This window comes from Sporolactobacillus sp. KGMB 08714, assembly GCF_036598985.1.
Lineage (GTDB): Bacteria > Bacillota > Bacilli > Bacillales > Sporolactobacillaceae > Sporolactobacillus.
The window spans coordinates 99,667-117,779 of the sequence record NZ_JAUUBW010000001.1; the positions used below are offsets into that span (position 1 = coordinate 99,667).

18 protein-coding genes are annotated in these 18,113 nt (G+C 46.0%); 12 read left to right on the forward strand and 6 right to left on the reverse strand.

Translation table 11 applies throughout. From position 1 onward, the window contains the following. The first annotated feature begins 517 nt into the window (after positions 1-517). The 7 genes from Q6A92_RS00470 (at position 518) to Q6A92_RS00500 (ending at position 4,886) form a co-directional block, all read left to right on the forward strand. Positions 518-799: a FeoA family protein gene (locus Q6A92_RS00470; RefSeq protein ID WP_332236671.1), complete on the forward strand. Its 282-nt coding sequence runs from the start codon at positions 518-520 to the stop codon at positions 797-799. 16 nt (positions 800-815) lie between these two features. Continuing rightward, the gene (locus Q6A92_RS00475) at positions 816-1,037 is read left to right on the forward strand and encodes a FeoA family protein (protein WP_274401637.1); all 222 of its coding nucleotides are present in this window, start codon (positions 816-818) and stop codon (positions 1,035-1,037) included. A gap of 66 nt (positions 1,038-1,103) precedes the next feature. Continuing rightward, positions 1,104-3,245, forward strand: coding sequence for a ferrous iron transport protein B (feoB, locus tag Q6A92_RS00480; protein ID WP_332236673.1), 2,142 nt, complete (start codon positions 1,104-1,106; stop codon positions 3,243-3,245). A gap of 50 nt (positions 3,246-3,295) precedes the next feature. Next, complete coding sequence (locus tag Q6A92_RS00485; protein ID WP_274401639.1) at positions 3,296-3,514, forward strand: hypothetical protein; 219 nt, start codon at positions 3,296-3,298, stop codon at positions 3,512-3,514. A 54-nt stretch (positions 3,515-3,568) separates the two neighbouring features. After that, positions 3,569-3,988 (forward strand): heavy-metal-associated domain-containing protein, encoded by a 420-nt coding sequence (locus Q6A92_RS00490; RefSeq protein ID WP_274401640.1) that lies wholly within the window; start codon positions 3,569-3,571, stop codon positions 3,986-3,988. A gap of 65 nt (positions 3,989-4,053) precedes the next feature. Further along, complete coding sequence (locus Q6A92_RS00495; protein ID WP_332236675.1) at positions 4,054-4,266, forward strand: hypothetical protein; 213 nt, start codon at positions 4,054-4,056, stop codon at positions 4,264-4,266. A 104-nt stretch (positions 4,267-4,370) separates the two neighbouring features. Next, positions 4,371-4,886, forward strand: coding sequence for a Dps family protein (locus Q6A92_RS00500; RefSeq protein WP_274401641.1), 516 nt, complete (start codon positions 4,371-4,373; stop codon positions 4,884-4,886). A 458-nt stretch (positions 4,887-5,344) separates the two neighbouring features. On the opposite strand, the gene Q6A92_RS00505 is transcribed toward Q6A92_RS00500, so the two are convergent. The 3 genes from Q6A92_RS00505 to Q6A92_RS00515 are packed head-to-tail and all read right to left on the reverse strand — an operon-like array spanning position 5,345 to position 8,307. Continuing rightward, a complete protein-coding gene (locus tag Q6A92_RS00505) occupies positions 5,345-5,782 on the reverse strand; it encodes a MarR family winged helix-turn-helix transcriptional regulator (protein WP_274400004.1) in 438 nt (145 codons plus the stop codon). 32 nt (positions 5,783-5,814) lie between these two features. Further along, a complete protein-coding gene (locus tag Q6A92_RS00510; RefSeq protein ID WP_274400006.1) occupies positions 5,815-7,635 on the reverse strand; it encodes a DHA2 family efflux MFS transporter permease subunit in 1,821 nt (606 codons plus the stop codon). A 15-nt stretch (positions 7,636-7,650) separates the two neighbouring features. Continuing rightward, entirely contained in the window at positions 7,651-8,307 is a 657-nt protein-coding gene (locus Q6A92_RS00515) for an HlyD family secretion protein (RefSeq protein WP_443029664.1), read from the reverse strand. A gap of 469 nt (positions 8,308-8,776) precedes the next feature. Between Q6A92_RS00515 and Q6A92_RS00520 the strand changes: the two genes are divergently transcribed. The 3 genes from Q6A92_RS00520 to Q6A92_RS00530 all read left to right on the forward strand — a co-directional run bounded on the left by Q6A92_RS00520 (position 8,777) and on the right by Q6A92_RS00530 (position 11,585). Next, positions 8,777-9,535: a DeoR/GlpR family DNA-binding transcription regulator gene (locus Q6A92_RS00520; RefSeq protein ID WP_274400010.1), complete on the forward strand. Its 759-nt coding sequence runs from the start codon at positions 8,777-8,779 to the stop codon at positions 9,533-9,535. Positions 9,536-9,679: 144 nt separating this feature from the next. After that, positions 9,680-10,513: a Cof-type HAD-IIB family hydrolase gene (locus Q6A92_RS00525; RefSeq protein ID WP_274400011.1), complete on the forward strand. Its 834-nt coding sequence runs from the start codon at positions 9,680-9,682 to the stop codon at positions 10,511-10,513. A gap of 505 nt (positions 10,514-11,018) precedes the next feature. Next, positions 11,019-11,585: a TIGR00730 family Rossman fold protein gene (locus Q6A92_RS00530; RefSeq protein ID WP_332236680.1), complete on the forward strand. Its 567-nt coding sequence runs from the start codon at positions 11,019-11,021 to the stop codon at positions 11,583-11,585. A 153-nt stretch (positions 11,586-11,738) separates the two neighbouring features. On the opposite strand, the gene Q6A92_RS00535 is transcribed toward Q6A92_RS00530, so the two are convergent. Then, positions 11,739-12,347 carry a TetR/AcrR family transcriptional regulator gene (locus Q6A92_RS00535; RefSeq protein ID WP_332236681.1) on the reverse strand — a complete coding sequence of 203 codons (609 nt, stop codon included), beginning with the start codon at positions 12,345-12,347 and terminating at the stop codon, positions 11,739-11,741. 119 nt (positions 12,348-12,466) lie between these two features. Between Q6A92_RS00535 and Q6A92_RS00540 the strand changes: the two genes are divergently transcribed. Both Q6A92_RS00540 and Q6A92_RS00545 read left to right on the forward strand, forming a co-directional pair. Further along, entirely contained in the window at positions 12,467-13,048 is a 582-nt protein-coding gene (locus Q6A92_RS00540; protein WP_332236682.1) for a cysteine hydrolase family protein, read from the forward strand. Between the two features lie 280 nt (positions 13,049-13,328). After that, the gene (locus Q6A92_RS00545) at positions 13,329-14,723 is read left to right on the forward strand and encodes an MFS transporter (RefSeq protein ID WP_332236683.1); all 1,395 of its coding nucleotides are present in this window, start codon (positions 13,329-13,331) and stop codon (positions 14,721-14,723) included. A gap of 1,079 nt (positions 14,724-15,802) precedes the next feature. Here the strand turns inward: Q6A92_RS00545 and Q6A92_RS00550 are convergent. Next, entirely contained in the window at positions 15,803-17,230 is a 1,428-nt protein-coding gene (locus Q6A92_RS00550; RefSeq protein ID WP_332236684.1) for a DHA2 family efflux MFS transporter permease subunit, read from the reverse strand. A 68-nt stretch (positions 17,231-17,298) separates the two neighbouring features. Beyond that, positions 17,299-17,868, reverse strand: a complete 570-nt coding sequence (locus Q6A92_RS00555; RefSeq protein ID WP_274400019.1) for a TetR/AcrR family transcriptional regulator — start codon at positions 17,866-17,868, stop codon at positions 17,299-17,301. Positions 17,869-18,113 lie beyond the last annotated feature (245 nt).

The following is an 18,113-nucleotide window of genomic DNA, read 5'->3' on the forward strand; positions in this document are numbered from 1 at the left end:
TTAATGGAATGTTTATCATTAACCTGCCTAAGAGAGTTTTCAATAATCTAGGCGAAAACTGTAAAAGGAACAGATTTATCGGTAAACGCAATGGAACGGTTTTAACATAGTAATAATATAGAAGAAATTATTTGCGCCATTTGCCGGAACCGAGTTTTTTATCAGCTGCCGGAGCTGATAGGGAGCGAAGCGGTGACGGCGGCCGCAATTTTTCCTTGGAGACGTCCAATCCGGCTGTGCTATGATCATCATGCTAGCTCCTTTCGTATAATGGCTCTGTTTGGAAATGAGTATCTTATTCCAATTAACCCACGGATCTACGATCAAGGAGCTAGTTTCGTTCACGGAGCCTTGCAATAATATGCCGAACCTGTGAATATTATTTTCCGGAGGAGAATTATTGCCAAATCATATTGACATTGAAAATCATTATCAATAGAATGAAATTAAAGAGTTCTTGGCATGATTATGAAGCAATAACCATAAGAAAAAATCACAAGAAAAGGGGGAACCGGAGATGATGAAGAAACAGACTGATTTATCTGATCGGGATCGTAGGGCTGGTCCGGCGGGACATCGGCCTGCATTCCCGCTGAGCATGGTCCGTGCCGGGGAGCAGGTTCGTGTTCAGGCTGTTTCCGGCAAAGACGAGACCCGGCATTTTCTTCATAATCTGGGATTCGTGGACGAGGCCGTTCTGACTGTTGTTGCAGAAGTAAAGGGCAATATGATTGTTAAAATCAAAGGGACAAAAGTAGCGGTCAGCAAAACGCTGGCCAGGCGGATTATGACTAATTAACGGAGGGATCCGGCTAATGAGAACACTTAAAGAAGCGAAACCCGGCGAGGTTGTTTCAGTCGTGAAACTGTCGGGAGCAGGAGCGCTCCGGCGCCGCATGATGGATATGGGAATTACAAGAGGAACCAAAATTATCGTACGCAAGGTTGCTCCATTGGGGGATCCGATTGAGATCAGCTTACGCGGATATGAACTTTCTATTCGAAAAAACGAGGCTGAACATATTGAGCTTGCCTGAACCGACAAGGTTGTTTCACTCGCATAGAAACGTTAATGAATCCTTTTTCCGAAAGGACAGATAGTTATGGAGATACGAATCGCGCTTGTCGGCAACCCGAACTGCGGCAAAACGACTATGTTCAATAATTTGACCGGCAGCAGCCAGTATGTGGGGAACTGGCCCGGCGTGACTGTTGAAAAAAAAGAAGGCAGACTGAAAGGCCATAAGGATGTGATGATCACTGATCTTCCGGGGATTTATTCACTTTCCCCGTATACACTGGAGGAAGTGGTCAGCCGCAATTATTTGCTTCATGAGCGGCCGGACGTCATCGTTGATCTGGTCGACGGAACGAATCTTGAAAGAAATCTTTATCTGACGACGCAGGTATTGGAGCTGGGCATTCCGGTTGTAATCGCCCTGAATATGATTGATGTCGTCAGGAAAAACGGCGATCGAATAAATATCGGCAAACTGAGTGAAGAGCTGGGATGCCGTGTAATAGAAACCTCGGCTGTTAAAGGGACAGGACTGGCAGAAGTTATGGAAACGGCAATCGAACTGGCTGATAACGCAGATAACAGCCGTACCCGGAACTTTTTCAGCTTAGATACGGAGAAGATGCTGGACTCGGCAGCCGATCTTGTCAGAAGCAAAGTGGACCCTGAGCGTATCCGCTGGTATGCAGTCAAACTTTTTGAAAAAGATGAAAAAGTGCTGGCGGAGCTTCACCTTTCGGATGATGCGCTTACCAGGTTGGAAGCGCTGATATCCGCTGCCGAAAAAGAATCGGGCGATGACGGCGAGACGATCATTACCAACGAGCGCTATGATTACATTGCCCGGCTGGTTGATGAGTGTGTACATAGGAAGGCGCAGCAGCTAACCGTTTCGGATAAAATTGATCGAGTTGTGACCAACCGATTCCTTTCGCTGCCCATTTTTGCGGCCATTATCTGGCTTGTTTACTATATCTCCGTGTCAACCGCCGGTTCTTATGTGACTGACTGGACCAACGATACGCTGTTCGGAGACTGGATCACGAACGGAGCCACGCATTTCCTGAACGCAGTCGGCGCGGCAGACTGGATGACCGGCCTGATTGTGGACGGTGTCATCGGCGGTGTCGGCACGGTCCTTGGTTTTGTTCCGCAAATGCTGATTCTTTTCTTTTTTCTTTCCATCCTTGAAGATTCCGGTTACATGGCGCGCGTTGCTTTTATCATGGACCGGATCTTCCGCCGCTTCGGTCTGTCCGGAAAATCGTTTATCCCGATTCTGATCAGCTCCGGATGCGGTGTGCCGGGTATTATGGCGACACGGACGATTGAGAATGAAAAAGACAGGAGAATGACGATCATCCTGACGACATTCATGCCCTGCAGCGCGAAACTGGTGATCATCACGATGATTGTCACAACCTTTTTCCCCGGCTCCCTCTGGATCGCTCCCGCCATGTATTTTCTCGGCATCGCGATGATTGCTGTATCCGGTATCATCCTCAAAAAGACAAAAATGTTCGGCGGAGAACCGGCTCCCTTTGTCATGGAACTGCCCGCCTATCACATACCCTCGCTTAAGGGCGTGTTGATTCATATGTGGGAACGAGGTAAACATTTTATCACGAAAGCCGGAACGATTATTTTTCTTGCCTGCAGTCTTATTTGGTTCCTTTCTTCATTTAATTGGAGAATGCAGATGGTTGCCAGTGTTGACACAAGCATTCTTGCCCAAGTCGGCCGTGCAGTCAGCTGGTTTTTTGCACCTCTTGGATTCGGTTCCTGGAAAGGGGCGGTCGCGACCATCAGTGCGCTCGCAGCCAAGGAAAATGCGATCGGTACATTGGCCGTTCTGAACGGTGTATCGGACACAGCGAACACGCATGCACTGGCGGAAGGCGTTCGCTCCATGTTCACTTCACTCAGTGCTTTCTCATTCATGCTGTTCAATCTGTTTAATCCGCCGTGCATCGTCGCCATGAGCACGACGGGCAGAGAGATGAACAGTTTCAAATGGACGCTGGCTGCCATTGGCTATCAGACGATTCTTGGCTACAGTATCGCTTTTGTAGTCAATCAGCTGGGCGGCGTACTGTTCATGGGAAAGAGTGTCCTCAGCGCAGGACCGATTCTGGCAGTAATCATTCTGATCGTTGTTATTTATCTGCTGACCCGTCCGGCTTATGGAAAAAGGACCGCACTGCATCATGCCGACGCCGGCATCTGATTTTTTAAAAATAGAGACATCACGTACAGGACAGGAGGCATGTTCGTGTCATGAATTTAGCAACCATTTTAATCGGCGTTGTTCTGTTTTTCAGCTATTTGCTGGCTATCCGTCATGTATGTAAAAACGGAGCCTGTGCGGACTGCGGGCTGCAGGGCGTCTGTCCGATTCATACTTTGCAAGACTCTAAAAAACCGAAACCGGCGGAGCTGGAAGCGATCAGGAAAAGTTCTCCGAGGCCCGATATTCGGGTCACGATTCATCGCTGATCCATCGTCGCAGAAAGAACTGCCTGCAATTTCATAACGGAAGGAATGAAAAAAATGGCTACGATTCTGATCGGTGCGCTTTTGGTCGTGTTTCTGTGTCTTGCAGCCCGCCATTTATTCCGAAGCCTTCGCTCCGGATGCTGCGGGACGGGCAAAACAATGAAAAAGATCCATTCTGCAGACAAAGTTGCGGCTCATTATTCTTATGTTAAGGTGTTAAAGATTGAAGGGATGACCTGCCGAAACTGCGTGATCCGCATTGCAAACGCACTGAATTCATTGGAGGGTGTTTTTGCAAAAGTAACGCTCGGCAAGGCGGTCGTCCGCATGAAACTGAATCTTCCCGATGACCGGCTGCAGCAGGCGGTTGCAAAAGAAGGCTATACGGTGCTGGCCATTGAAAACGGCCGGAACAGCAGCATGACAAGTGCTTTTTCGGAACATGAGAAGAGAACCGCGGGTATTCAGCGGTGAAAATGGTTTTGAAACGTCGAGCATGGACGGCGGCATCTTCTGATAAATTTAGAGGGGTGCACAGCGTGAATTCTGATCATTTCAAGATTTTTAGGCGAGCATTTTTTGAGGCTTTTCTCTTTGCTCTGTTTTTTGATGCACTGATTGTTCTGGTTTTCGGTTATCTGATGAGCGAGGTTTTGCCTAATCCGGGACTGATCTGGGCTGCTGTATTCCTTTATTTTTTAAGCGTGAGGCTGCTTCTGCTCGAATTACACAAGAATCGGAAGCAGGGATGACAACAGTCTGTCACATTTTGCGAAAAAAAAAGTTCCGAATCCTCGCGCTTCTTCAACTTTTTCCTCAAAATGTGGTAAAACTAAATTTGAAAGGGGTGTTGGAAATGGCAAAATACAAGTATGATTTTCCAAAAACGAAAGCGGCGTTAAATCAGGCGATTGCTGATATCAGTGAACTGAGTGCGAAGGTCCATCAGGTTCATTGGTACATGCGCGGGCTCAACTTTTACACGATGCATCCGAAAATGGATGAATTTATGGATCTGTTGGGCGGTCAGCTGGATGAAATCGCTGAACGGCTGATTGCGATTGGCGGTGCCCCGTATGCTTCGCTTGGCGAATTCCTTGAACACACGATCCTTAAAGATCAGAAAACGACGTTTGAAGAAAAAAATCTTCCTGAACGGATTGACGATCTTGTGGCTGATTTTAAGACATTGCGCGATGAATATCAGGCGCTCATCGATGTCAGCGGCGATGAAAATGATCTCAGTACCCAGGATATGATTATTGGCATGAAGACGGAAATTGAAAAGAATATCTGGATGATGCAGGCCTTCCTGAATAAAGCGCCATTAGATGACGAAAAAGTAAGGATCAGCAAACTGCAGTATAAATAATTCTTTAAAAGTTATTGACGGGCAGTAATGGGATTGCCTGTCAAGGCTATTGTCGGCATTGATAATGAACCGGGCACCGATCAGATGTAATGAAGGATGATAAAATACGGCTGAGCGTCGATTCATTTTTGCGGCGGGACAATACAATTGCCGGCCGGGCCGTGTTGCTTTTCTGTGTCAGTGCCGGTTGGTCCATTTTTTTAATAGTTAAAAAAGCGTTCATCTGAATTTAAGATGAACGCTTTTTATCGGGTTGATTTATGGATAACCCGCAGCAGTAAATTATGGCGGGTCGTTTTATATGGAACGGCCGCCTGCTTATGAAATTCGCTATTCCTCCATCACCATAAGAGACAGGGAGTGTTTTCAGGCAACCGCAAAAAGCGGCTGAGCCATTTTCTTCCCGCGTCTTTCATGAATTCTTAGCCTTGCTAGAAGCAACAGTTTGTCAGTTAGAGTCACCGATCAACGCCATTGCTTCCGGCCGCTAATTTTACAAGGAGATCGTTGAGTTCACGGAGTTCGCCGTCACTGAAATTTTGCAGCATCCGGTGCGTATAGGCTCTATGAATTTTTTTATACTTTTCATAAAGTGCTGCTCCTTTTTCCGTAACTGTCAGCTGCACGACCCGCCGGTCGTTTTCCGAGCGGCGGCGGCGCACCAATTCTTTTTTAATCAGTCTGTCGACGGCCATTGTTGCAAAACTTGCCGTGACTTCAAATTTTCTGGCAATCATTGAAGCCATCAGAGGCTGATTCTCCGCAAGGTAGGCAAGAAAAACATAATCATTGCCGGTTAATTCATTGCCGTGAAGCTCATTAATATCCCTGCGGAATCTCCGTATGATAATTGTCAGTTCGTTTTTGATTTGCATGATCAGATCGTCCCGGTCCATCGCTGTCACCTCACTCTTGGGCCGATAAACTTCTACGCGTGGGCTTCCGATTCGCCGGTCGAAATTTTAGCCTCGGCTTTGATCTTTTTCTTTCTTCTTGACGGCGTTGCCCTTTTGATAAAGAAGGACAGGATCAGCGCAAGCAAGGTCAGACCGGTGGCGACGATGAATGAGTCATTAATGCCCTGAATCGTTGCCAGCTGTTCAACCTTAGTTTCCAAAAGCTGCATGACGCCGCTCATACCGGCAGCAGATCCTGCATGTCCGGTGCCGGCGAGGACATTTCCCGCTGCGCCAAGCTGCTGCATCAATACGGGGTTGTCCTTTGTCAGGTGATTAGCATACTCTCCGACATGGTAGGTTGCCCGGTTTGTCATGACGGTGACAAGGAATGCTGTCCCCAGTGCGCCGGCTACCTGACGTACTGTGTTGGACATTGCTGTACCGTGGCTGTTCAGTTCGCGCGGAAGATCATTCAAGCCTTCGGTCATGATCGGCATCATCAGAAGCGACATGCCGAACATGCGGGTTGAATAGAGCAGCATGATATGTCCGTATGAAGTGGTGTCCGACAGCATGGAGAATTGCCATGTTGTAATCGTCGTAATGATCAGCCCCGCAATCGCCAGCGGGCGGGAACCGATCCGGTCGAACAGAATACCGGTCAGCGGCGACATCGCCCCCATTAATAGAGCGCCCGGCAGGAGCAGAAGTCCGGACTGAAGCGGGGTGAATCCGCGAATATTCTGGAGATAGATCGGCAGCAGAATCATAGCGGCGAACATGGCCATCGTCACGAGAATATTGACAAGCGTTGTCAGTGTAAATATCCCGTATCTGAACACGCGCAGTTCGAGCACGGGTGTTTCCGTGGTCAGCTCCCGCCAGACAAAAAATGCCAGTGCAATCATCCCGATAATTAATGTAGAGATGACTTCTGTATTATTCCAGCCGTTGTTTCCGGCTTCGCTGAAGGCGTACAGAATGCCTCCGAAACCGATCGTCGACAGAACAACGCCCGGCAAATCAAGCTTTGGAAAGGAGCGCCGGCCGACATTTCGCAGGAAACGGAGAGCGAGCAGAATATCGATCAAACCGATCGGGAAGACGACCCAGAACAGGAGGCGCCATGTATAATGCTCAACAATGTAGCCTGACAGCGTCGGCCCGACGGCAGGTGCGAAAATCATGGCCAGTCCCATCAGTCCCATCGCGCCTCCGCGTTTCTCCGGCGGAAAAACGGTCAGAAAAACGTTGGTCATCAAAGGCATGATGATTCCGGCGCCGGAAGCCTGGACGACGCGTCCAACCATCAGAATAAAGAAGTTCGGCGACAGGGCGCAAATCAGCGTCCCGATCGTGAACAGGCTCATGGCCGAAATGAAAAGTTTGCGTGTCGTAAAGGTCTCCATTAGAAAAGCAGTAATCGGTATCAGGACTCCATTGACGAGCATGTATCCGGTCGTAATCCATTGGGCCGTATTGGTTGAGATATTCAGATCCGTCATCATTTTGGGAAGGGCCACATTCATTAATGTCTGATTCAGCAGGGCGACAAATGCGCCGAGAAGCAGAATAGCGACGACGGGCACATGACTCTGACTTTCTGTCTGATTTCGTATTTTCCCGCCCGCTGTGCGCGCCTGCCCGTTTCCCGTTTCCGGAAGGAGGCTGATATCCGCCGGCTGTTCGGAACCATGTACGTGATCCGGAGATTGAATGTTATCCGGGACAGCCGCTACCTTGTTAAAAGCCTGCCGCCGTCCCGTTCTGCGCCGATACAGAATAATGACGTTGATCAGTATCAAAAAAACGAGCGCGCTTCCTGAATAAACAGAAAGAAACGATGACATAAGATCCCTCCTCTCTTAAATATGGATCTTGACTGTCGCGTTCATACCCGGGAGCAGCTGATCGCCTTTGAAATCGTCAAGAGAAACCTTCACCGGGACCACCTGAGCCACTTTTGTATAATTGCCGTTGCTGTTCGAGCTCGGTATCAGCGAAAAGGTTCCCGCCGTAGCGGTTCCGATCTGCGTCACTTTGCCTGTGAATGCGGTATTCGGAAAAGCGTCGATATAAATATCCACTTTCTGTCCCTTTTTAATCTGATCAATTTTGGTTTCGTCAACATTTGCCGTAATGTACAACCTGTTTAAATCATAGGCCTGAGCGAGCTGCGTTCCGGCGGCAACGAATGTGTTCTGAACGACGTTGTCCAGAGCGATTGTCCCGTTATCCGGCATTGTAATGGCAGTCTGTACGGGTCTGCCGTTCGTATCGACACCGTCGATCTCACCGATGGCCTGATTGCGGCTGAAGCTCTTACCCTGATCGCCGTTCCAGGAAACCAGTTTCCCGGCTGCCGGCGATGCGATTGAAACAGACTGGCCGCTGACCGAAGCATTGTCGGTCGTCACATAATTCGTTGCCTGATCGTAATAGTAGTAGCCGACGGCTCCCCCTCCGATCAATACGACAATAACGACGATGTTAATAATAAGAAGGCGGACAAAATTACTCACTCCCTGACTTCCTTTCTTAATAGAATGGGTTAATCTGCAAAGAAGAAAATAAAAATAGATAACCTTATTAACTATTAACAAGATTAACCTTTTCAGCATAAACCATGCTAACACGATCAACATAAATCTGCAAGAAGTTAACCTGAAATTTTTTTGAGAAAATCAAGATAATTAGAAAAAGAATTCGACATTGTTTACTCATCATAGATCGGGAAACGGGCATTGGACAACACACGAAAGGCCGTTTTGACGGCGGAAAGATCCACTGACAAGCATAAATTTCCGGCTTTCCGGTACAAACTCACCGCGGGAGCGGCATTGAAGGCCGTGTTGCCGGCAGCATAAATAATCTCCATTTTAATTATCTAGGATAGTGCTGCGTTTATTTTTTATCCTGGTATATAAATCATTGACCGCAACTAAAAACATAATTATAATTTGGTTATGGTTGCTATTCGGGGTGATTATGTTGGCAAAACCTTTAAATATTGAAAGAAGGACTAAAGTCGCTCAACTCATTATGCTGAGGGGAAGTATATCTGTCAGGGAACTGGCCAGGCAGTTTGATGTTTCAACTGAAACCATCAGAAAAGATCTAATCTTATTGGAGAAAGAGAATATCATTAGCAAGGAGCATGGCGGCGCTACAATCTCCTCTCATTATTCAGAGAGCCACTTTAGTGATAAATTGCTGAAAAATAGCGCCGTTAAGACGAGACTCGCTCAGAAAGCGCTGGAGATGGTGCCGGAAAGAGGCGTCGTTATTTTAGACACGGGAACGACTGTTTTGCAAATTGCCAAGTTATTGAATCTTAAAAACGATTTAGTCATTATTACAAACTCTTTAATTGCGGCAGAGGCACTGGAAAATACTGAAAACCAGCTTCTTTTAACAGGCGGACAGCTGCGCAGAAAGAGTATGTCATTTGTCGGGGACTGGGCAACCAGGGCTGTCGCAAGTATCCGGGCCGATATAACATTTGTCGGCTGCGACGGGTTTCATGAAGATGGTCCCTGTTCCCGATCATACAGAGAATTGGATGTTAAACAGACTATCATAGAGAACTCTGAAAAAGTTGTTTTGGTCGCCGACAGCTCCAAGTTCAGCAGGGACGGACTTTACAGATTCGCAACTTTCGATCAGATTGATTATTTGCTGACAGATTCAGGCATAACCGGGCAACAGCGCGAACTATTTTCTTCTCATGTTGAATTGATTGTGGTGTAAAATTCAATTCTGAAGAGCTGTATTTTTAAACGGGCGATAAGGATAGGCCGGCCTGAGCCGATCAGTCCGCCGGCCGAATCAATTGAATAGGGGATAATCCATCAGCGGTATGAAACGTGACAAAGAAACGGAGGCATTCGTTTGATGATTAAAATGGTGGTAACCGATATCGACGGAACTTTCCTGAACGATCAACACGATTATGAAATTGAGCGTTTTAATCGTCAGTTAGAAAAAATGTCCGCATTCGGCATACATTTTGTCGTTGCCAGCGGCAATGGCTATACACATTTGCTTGATGTTTTCGACCGGAAATCCGATGTAACAACGTTTATTTCTGAAAACGGGGCATTAATTGTTGACAATGGCAGGGCGATTGTTGAAAAAACCATTCCGGACCAGACCATTAAATTACTTTTGAAAAAAGTCTTAAGCGATCCGCATCTGACCAAAAGCTCTGTTCATTTGTCGGGGAGAGACGGTACCTATGTTCAAAAAGAAGATCCTTTTATAGATAATGAAAAAGTGCAATACTTTCTAAAAAATGTTCAGGCAGTTCCAGATCTGGCTGCCGTCCATGACTCCATCTATAAAGTTAATCTCGATTGCCAGGATGAAGACGTTAGTGATAAAGTTGAATATATTAACCGGCTGTTCGATCACCAATTGCACGCGACACAAAGCGGCTGGGGCAGTATCGATATTATTCCGGGCGGTGTCAATAAAGCCTGGGCCTTACAAAGATTAGAAGACTATTGGAAAATAACACCGGATGAGATTGTCGCGTTTGGTGATAATTTCAATGATTTAGAGATGTTGCAGCATGTCGGGCTGGGTTATCTTATGAGAAATGCGGATGCTTCCATACATGATTATCATCTGCCGGTTACCGACAAGGACAATAATCACAGCGGCGTGCTCGATATGATCGATCGGATCCTGGACCGACCGATCATGAGCTGGCAGCATCAGGACTGAACGGCCTACAACAAAACCGGCAGCAGTGACTGATAGATTGCCAGTGACAGATCAGGTGCCCCGGCCGATAAACAGCAGCAACGGTTCTATTGCCGGCGCTGACCGATAGACCGGCTTGCCGGTCGAAAATTTGGGCGCGCGGACCGATAAATCACGTACAACGGTCGAAAACTCAGGTGCGCCGACCGATAAATCACGTATAACGACCGAAAACCCGCTGCTGGTGACCGAAAAACTCTCTGCGCGGACCGATAAACCGGGGCCAGACCGAAAACTTGGCCTCGCCGACCGATAAAACGGGTGCATCGACCGAAAACCCGCCGCTTGTGACCGAAAAACTCTCTGCGCGGACCGATAAACTGAGGCCAGACCGAAAACTTGCTCCGAACGGTCGAAAACTCAGGTACGCGGACCGATAAATCACGTACACCGACCGAAAACCCGGCTGCGCCGATCGATAAATCCATAGTTGGACTTAAATATTATATATGAGGAGTTTATGAAAATGAAATATATTGCCGTATACTGCGGCGCTTCTGCCGGCAACAGTAAAATTTACGCAAATGTGGCTCGGAGGCTTGGCACATGGCTGGTGCAAAATAGATACGGGCTGGTGTATGGCGGCGGCAGAGTCGGACTTATGGGAGAAATCGCAAAAACAGTCGTTGATAACAAGGGCTATGTATGGGGAATTATTCCACGGTTTCTGGCTGAGCGCAAATTAGCATTTACAGAGGCCACCAAATTGGAAGAAGTAGCCGATATGTCGGAGCGGAAAGCAAGAATGTTACATATAGCTGATTGCTGCATTGCTTTGCCGGGAGGTCCCGGAACACTTGAAGAAATGACGGAGGCGTTTTCGTGGGCTCGCTTGGGTAAAAATGCCAGTCCGTGTATATTCCTAAATATTAACGGCTTCTATGATCCGTTAAAAATGATGTATCAGCAGATGGTCGGCAGAGGTTTTCTGACTGAAAAGGATTATAAAAAGCTGCTATTTACTGAAAATCTGGATGACATTAATCCTTTTATAGAAAATTATTCGGCGCCGCAAATACGGCAGTATAAATGATCCTGCTCAAAATAATATTAATTAATCGGAGAATAATGGCATATTTTTTGGCACTTGTTCCCTCCAAGTCTTTCACTCAAAATAGATTTTGATTTTTTATGCGGAATTCCGACCCCGCTGTCTGCAATCGCCGCATGCCAATGAAGCATCCTGTTAGCTTAATGTAAAAATCGCGCAGAGCTGCTCCAGGATCTCTTCGGGTGAAAGTCCCCGCACTTCTCTTTGAAATAAATAGGCATCGCTCCTTAATGCCGCAAGTAACATATCCGCCCTGAAAACACTGTTTGGCCGGTCTTTTTTCGTTGCGGCCATCTCTTCAAATAAATCGGCAAATAACTGATGCAGCTCATCGTATAAGGGGCTATGATACGTTTTTGACCGGATTCGATTGGTCATTTCCGCTTCTTCGACTCCCTTAAGCAATTGTGCTTTGTTTTCTCTGAAACGAATAAATAAGCCGAGGCTGCCTCTTAGTCGCCGGTCCGGCGAAGCCGTCTGATTGTCCTGCATATATGCCTCAACTTTTTCAAAAAAAATAACTACGTTGTCTTTTATTAAATCAAGGCATAACTCGCCTTTATTTCTGTAGCGGCGATAGAGCGTCCCCGGCCCGATCCCGGCTTTTTTGGCGATTTGATTCATACTGACCGGTTCAACGCCGTTTTGCTCGAACAGCCTGGAAGCAGCGTCTAATATACGCTGACGATTCTCGGCCGCGTCACGTCGTTCTGTATGTACATCAAATATTTTTTTATTATTCATGATGCAATCACATCCAAAATGAGAATAAAAAACACATTGACAAGTGGAGAACACTCCGTTTATCATAAGTGATAGACCTCTCCACATATAATAAATCAATAAAAGGGAGATGACAACTCATGACCGATCAAAAGGCTAAAACTGCACTGCTCATCATGGATTTACAAAACGGCACTGTATCACGTTTAGGGGAAGGCAAAGAAAACGTCCTCATTCCTTTTCGCAGGGCAGTAAAAGCCGCCCGCGAACATTCCGTTCCGGTGATTTTTGTCAGACTGGGTTTCAGCGAGGGGTATCCTGAGATCAGTACAAAAAATAAAATTTTTTCAGCCGGGCATCTGAATTCTCGAAATGGAGCACTAACTGTTCATGATGGAGCGGCACAAATCCATGAGTCTGTTCACCCGGGAAAAAACGAACCCGTGATTACGAAATATCGGGTCAGTGCATTTGCCGGCAGCAATCTCGAAGTCATCCTGCGTTCGCAGCAGATTGATACGCTTATTCTCAGTGGAATTGCGACGAGCGGAGTTGTTCTGTCGACTTTACGGGAGGCGGCGGACAAAGACTTTGAAATTAAAGTGCTGTCCGACGCCTGCTTGGATCAAGATCCCGAGGTTCACCGGGTGCTGATCGAGAAAGTATTTCCGCGGCAGGCCGAAGTGCTGAGTGTCCGGGACTGGATCGGTACAATGAAATGAATATTGAGGGCCCGTTTCCGTTAACGGCTGAACAGAATTGGATATTAGGCTGCTGTCTCAATGCTGAAGCAGGCGGAATAGGGATTTAATCCTGCGCTGCTGACTCAATATTGAATAGGGTGAACTGGTTCTGATCTTGCGCTGCTGACTCAATATTGAATAGGGTGAACTGGTTCTGATCCTGCGCTGCCGACTCAATATTGAATAGGTTGAACAGAATTTGATACTGCCGGTACCGTTTCATGTTGAAATAGGGTGAAAAAAGAAGGAAGGCAAAAATTTGTCCAAGTTTCGCAATGAAGGTCGGTTTAATCAAAAATTGATTGCACCGATGATCCTGGGATCGATTCTAAATCCGATCAATTCTTCTATTATTTCAGTAGCCTTGATTCCTATCGGGAAAGCGTTCGGTGCACCGCCTTCGCAGACGGCGTGGCTTGTTTCCGCCTTATATCTGGCCACGGCGATCGGGCAGCCTGTCGTCGGAAAATTAATTGATATATACGGCCCGCGGCTTCTCTTTTTAATTGCAACGTCTTTAGTCGGCTTCTCAAGTTTCATTGCCATTTTCGCTCCTGACTTTTGGTGGCTGGTAGTGGCCAGAGTGCTGCTCGGTTTTGGAACCTGTTCCGGCTATCCGGCTTCCATGTATCTGATCCGCAGTGAAGCAGAACGGACCAGGGAAGGCAGTCCGACGAGCGTATTGACTTTGCTGGCGATTGCCAATCAGACGATTGCAGTTATTGGGCCTACATTAGGCGGTTTGCTCATACAGGTCGGGGGGTGGCAGAGCACATTTATCATTAATATCCCCTTGTCGCTGGCCTGTGTTCTTTTGGGCTGGTTCCGTTTTCCGAGAGTCTCATCGATTTCTATCAGGGAAAAGCGAAGGGGAACATCCATTGATTTTACCGGAATGGCCATCTTCGGGATCACGTTAATTTCCGCTTTGCTTTTCCTGATGGGCCCGGCTCTGGATAAGCTTTATCTGTTAGCCGTTGCAGCCGGCGCCGGCGCCGCTTTTGTCATCGTTGAGCTGAAAAGCAGGGATCCCTTTATCAATGTCCGCGTATTAAGCGGAAATAAGGCTTTGCTGTCGACTTACGCGCGCAGTCTGCTTGCTGCTACAGTCACTTACTGTTTCATTTATGGATTTACTCAATGGCTGGAAAAGGGGAGGGGCCTGTCCCCTGCTCATGCCGGCTTACTGCTGCTGCCGATGTTCCTAACGGCGATTATTATTTCCAGAATCACGGGAAAAAGCCCGGCAATACGTTTGAAACTGATAGTCGGCAGCCTGATCCAATTCATAACGATGGCACTGCTGTTCTTTGCCGGACCTGCGAGCAATTTGGTCTTTCTGGCCGGGATCATTCTGCTGCTCGGCATACCCCAGGGCCTGCTGAATCTGGCCAATCAAAATGCTGTCTATTTTCAGGCGGTTCCAAGCCAGATGGGAGCTTCATCCGGTTTATTAAGAACCTTTATGTATATGGGCGCTATGCTTGCTTCTGCGGCCAATGGTCTGTTCCTAAAATCCGAAGATATTACATTCGGGATGCACCAGCTTGCACTATTTTGTGTGGTCATTGGCATAATCTTGATCATCATCACCCTATTCGATCACTCATTAGGTAAAATCGGCATTAAAAAACAAGCGGAAAATAAAATCTGAGAGATAAACGGAGGCCTTCGTGACCCGGCAGTTTCTTGGATGGGCTGAAAGAAATTTTATGACCGTTGGCGCTGCGGCATCTGCCGGAGGGGCTGTTTTTCGCAGCTGCCCGAAAAAATACGGAAAAATCCACGCTGCTTCCTGATACAGAGACGGCGCGATGGATGGCTGTTCAGCGGCAGACACGTCTGCTGATGAGAGTGCTTGCTGCTTTGTATGGATTAAAGTTTACATAATGTATGTATGGGTAAACGGAATCATTGATATGCGAGCCGTGGAACGTAAAAGCGGGACAAGAGATGACTGAAAACGAATAAGCGAATGGAAAATAGAAGGAGAGCGAGAATAATGCCGGGACAATGAGAAGCTTTAAATAATTTTCCACTAAGTGTGAACACGTTAGTCAATATAGAGGGAATGCAGATAGCTCGATTCAATTGGCCTGACTTTTTGTCATGATTGTGACCCTCGGATTCTTGGGAAGATGTTTGATCAGCTAAAGGTTTGTCGTACTTCCATCCTCATAATCTTTCTTTTAGAATTTGGTCTGAGCAACTCTATCTTAACTGAAATGATGGGTTCCGGTTCATTTTCTATAAAAAAATGAAAGAGACAAGAGCAATGGAATCTCATTGTTTTTCTGGAAAAGGGGAGTTGGCTACCACTCCCCTTTTCCAGAAAAACAGAACTTCTAATCCTCTCTTTATATTCAGATAATCATCTTTACACAAGTAACGGACTTAATTGATGTGGGTATAAAAATGGTTGGAGAATATGATGTTGGTCCAACCATCTTGGAGAAGAAAATTGGCAGAGATGTTGACAATCTAAAATTTATCTCAAATGTAATAAACGCTTCTGAGAAAAAATTGATTATTTAAGATTTCCATTATCTATCTATTAATGAAAATTAATGAAAAAAGTTTGCTTATGATCTAAAAACATCTTTTTTTTTGAGATAATATTCAAATAAAACTTTTTGATAGCATTTAAGCTACCGCCTGCTAAGCAGATGGTAGCTTAATAGTTTCTTGAAAATCAGTGGGGTTCAGGATTTTATTATGCTTCCAATTCTTTCTTCAGTTTTTTTCCTGTTCTAAGCCTGGTTTAAGTGCCAATACGCTTGTGTGTTTCATGAAAAGGGACAGCACAAAGCCGATAATGGCGAGAACAAGCGTGAAGGTAAACCCGTATTTTACACCATTCGTCAGCATCTCTGCAGTGCTGTGCCCAATGGTAGCCCGGTAAACATTTTCTCCTGCTGCTAAAAATGTCGTGGTCAGCGCTATCGCAATGGCCCCGCAGATCTGCTGACCTGTATTCATGATCGCACTGCCGTCGGGAGACAATTCTTTAGGCAGTGCATTGAGTCCGTTTGTTTGCGAACAGGTAATAACAAGCGGCATGCCGATCATGAGCAGTATATTGGCACCGATAACATATACGTAGGAAGAGGAGACCCTAATATTCACGAACATAATCGCTGCGATGATATTGAGTGCAGCGCCGATTTTGACGAGCCATTTAGGCCCGTATAAATCATACAGCCTCCCCGAAATAACCGAGACAAGCCCGTTGACAATCCCCCCGGGCAATAATAAAAGGCCCGCAATGGCTGCACTTAATAGCTTCCCACCTTGCCAGTACATTGGCAGCAGTAACATCGCCGACATGATTATGCTAAAAGATGTGACCACTTCAACGATGCCAACTGTAAACATCGGAATTTTAAACCCCCTGATATTCAGCATGGGGTTTTCCATCTTTAATTGTTTTATTGAAAATAATATGATACTGATCACACCGATGGCCAGCAGGAAGAGAACAGCGGTGCTTGTCCATCCCAAGTCTCCTGCAAAACTGCAGCCCGCTACGATACCTCCAGAGCCTAGTGTCGATAAAAAAATGGATAACGGATCAATTTCCGGCCGGGTTACCGTATTGACATCTTTGCAAAATATAATGGAAACAACGAGGGCAAGGATAAGAAACGGGAGCATCAGCCAAAATATCCACTGCCAGCCTAAAGCATTTAAAATCAAGCCGGCAACGGTCGGTCCGATAGCTGGAGAAAACATTAAAATCAGTCCGACCATACCAAAAGCCGTGCCTCGTTTTTGCGGCGGATAAATGGCCATTACGGTATTAAAAAGCAGCGGAATTAAAATGCCGGTCGCGATTCCCTGGATTAATCGGCCTGTTAACAACATAGGAAAGCCTTGAGCCATTGCAGCTATAAAGGTTCCTGCGATAAACGCTGCTAAAGCGGAGAAAAGAAGCTGACGGGTGGTGAACCATCGAATCAGCAATCCTGAAACGGGTACCAAAATACCTACAATCAGTAAATATCCAGTGCTTAACCATTGAACGGTGGGTGCACTGACGTGCAAGGCTTTCATTAAGGGCGTTAAGGCAATATTGATCGCAGTTTCGCCAAACATACCGATAAAAGCGCTAATTAACAGGCCTAGTAAAATCGGCATTCGTTTGCTTTCATTTGTTTTCATTTTGTAAAATTTATCCTCCCCATCATAGTAGACCAGTCTATATATAAGGAGACAAATAATAAAAACACTCAAATGTTCTTAAAAATAACTTCAACTTTTTCTGTCAGCAAAGTAAAATAGGAAATATCCTGAAAGGTGATCGACAGAGTCACAGCTCCTTCAATCAAAATGTTAATTAAGCTGGCCGTCTGTTTGGCCCGCTCCTCTGTGTAACCTTTTTTCACTAAAAAATCTGCATTTATCGACATCAAGTCTCTGTGGGTTTTTTCGCATGCCGCTCTGATTTTTTCATTGCTTCCGGCACATTCGAATGCAATTAAGCCGATTCGGAATTCTGCTTTTTCTGTGTCCAATACTTTCGCGGCAACATGTTTCAGCTGTGCCCGGATGGCATCAATCGGATTATCATAGAAAGACATGATTTGCAAAATGTCCTGTCGCACTGAGTTTCCAACATTTTCAATAGCGGCGATTGCTATCTCTTCCTTTCCCTTAGGAAAGTAATAATATAAAGATCCCTTCGGAGCGCCGCTTTTCTCGATAATTTGATTAATGCCCGTTGCATGATAACCCTTAATCTGAAAGAGATTTTTAGCCGCATTGATAATTTTGTCCCGCGTATCCTGTTTTTTATCCATTCGTAACTCCTTTATATAGACCAATCTATATAGATATTAATATTTTTTCTGACACAAATCAATGATATTACATTTAATTTAAAAATATTTACTTGCGAAACACATTTGAATTTATTAGGTTTTGTTGAGATTTTATATGCTGTGTGTTTAAGTCAAGATATTATTCACAAAAAGTAAATTTACGATTTCTAACATCATTAGCAGAGACCGAAACAGCGATTCGCTGCATAGATGGCAGACGCTCC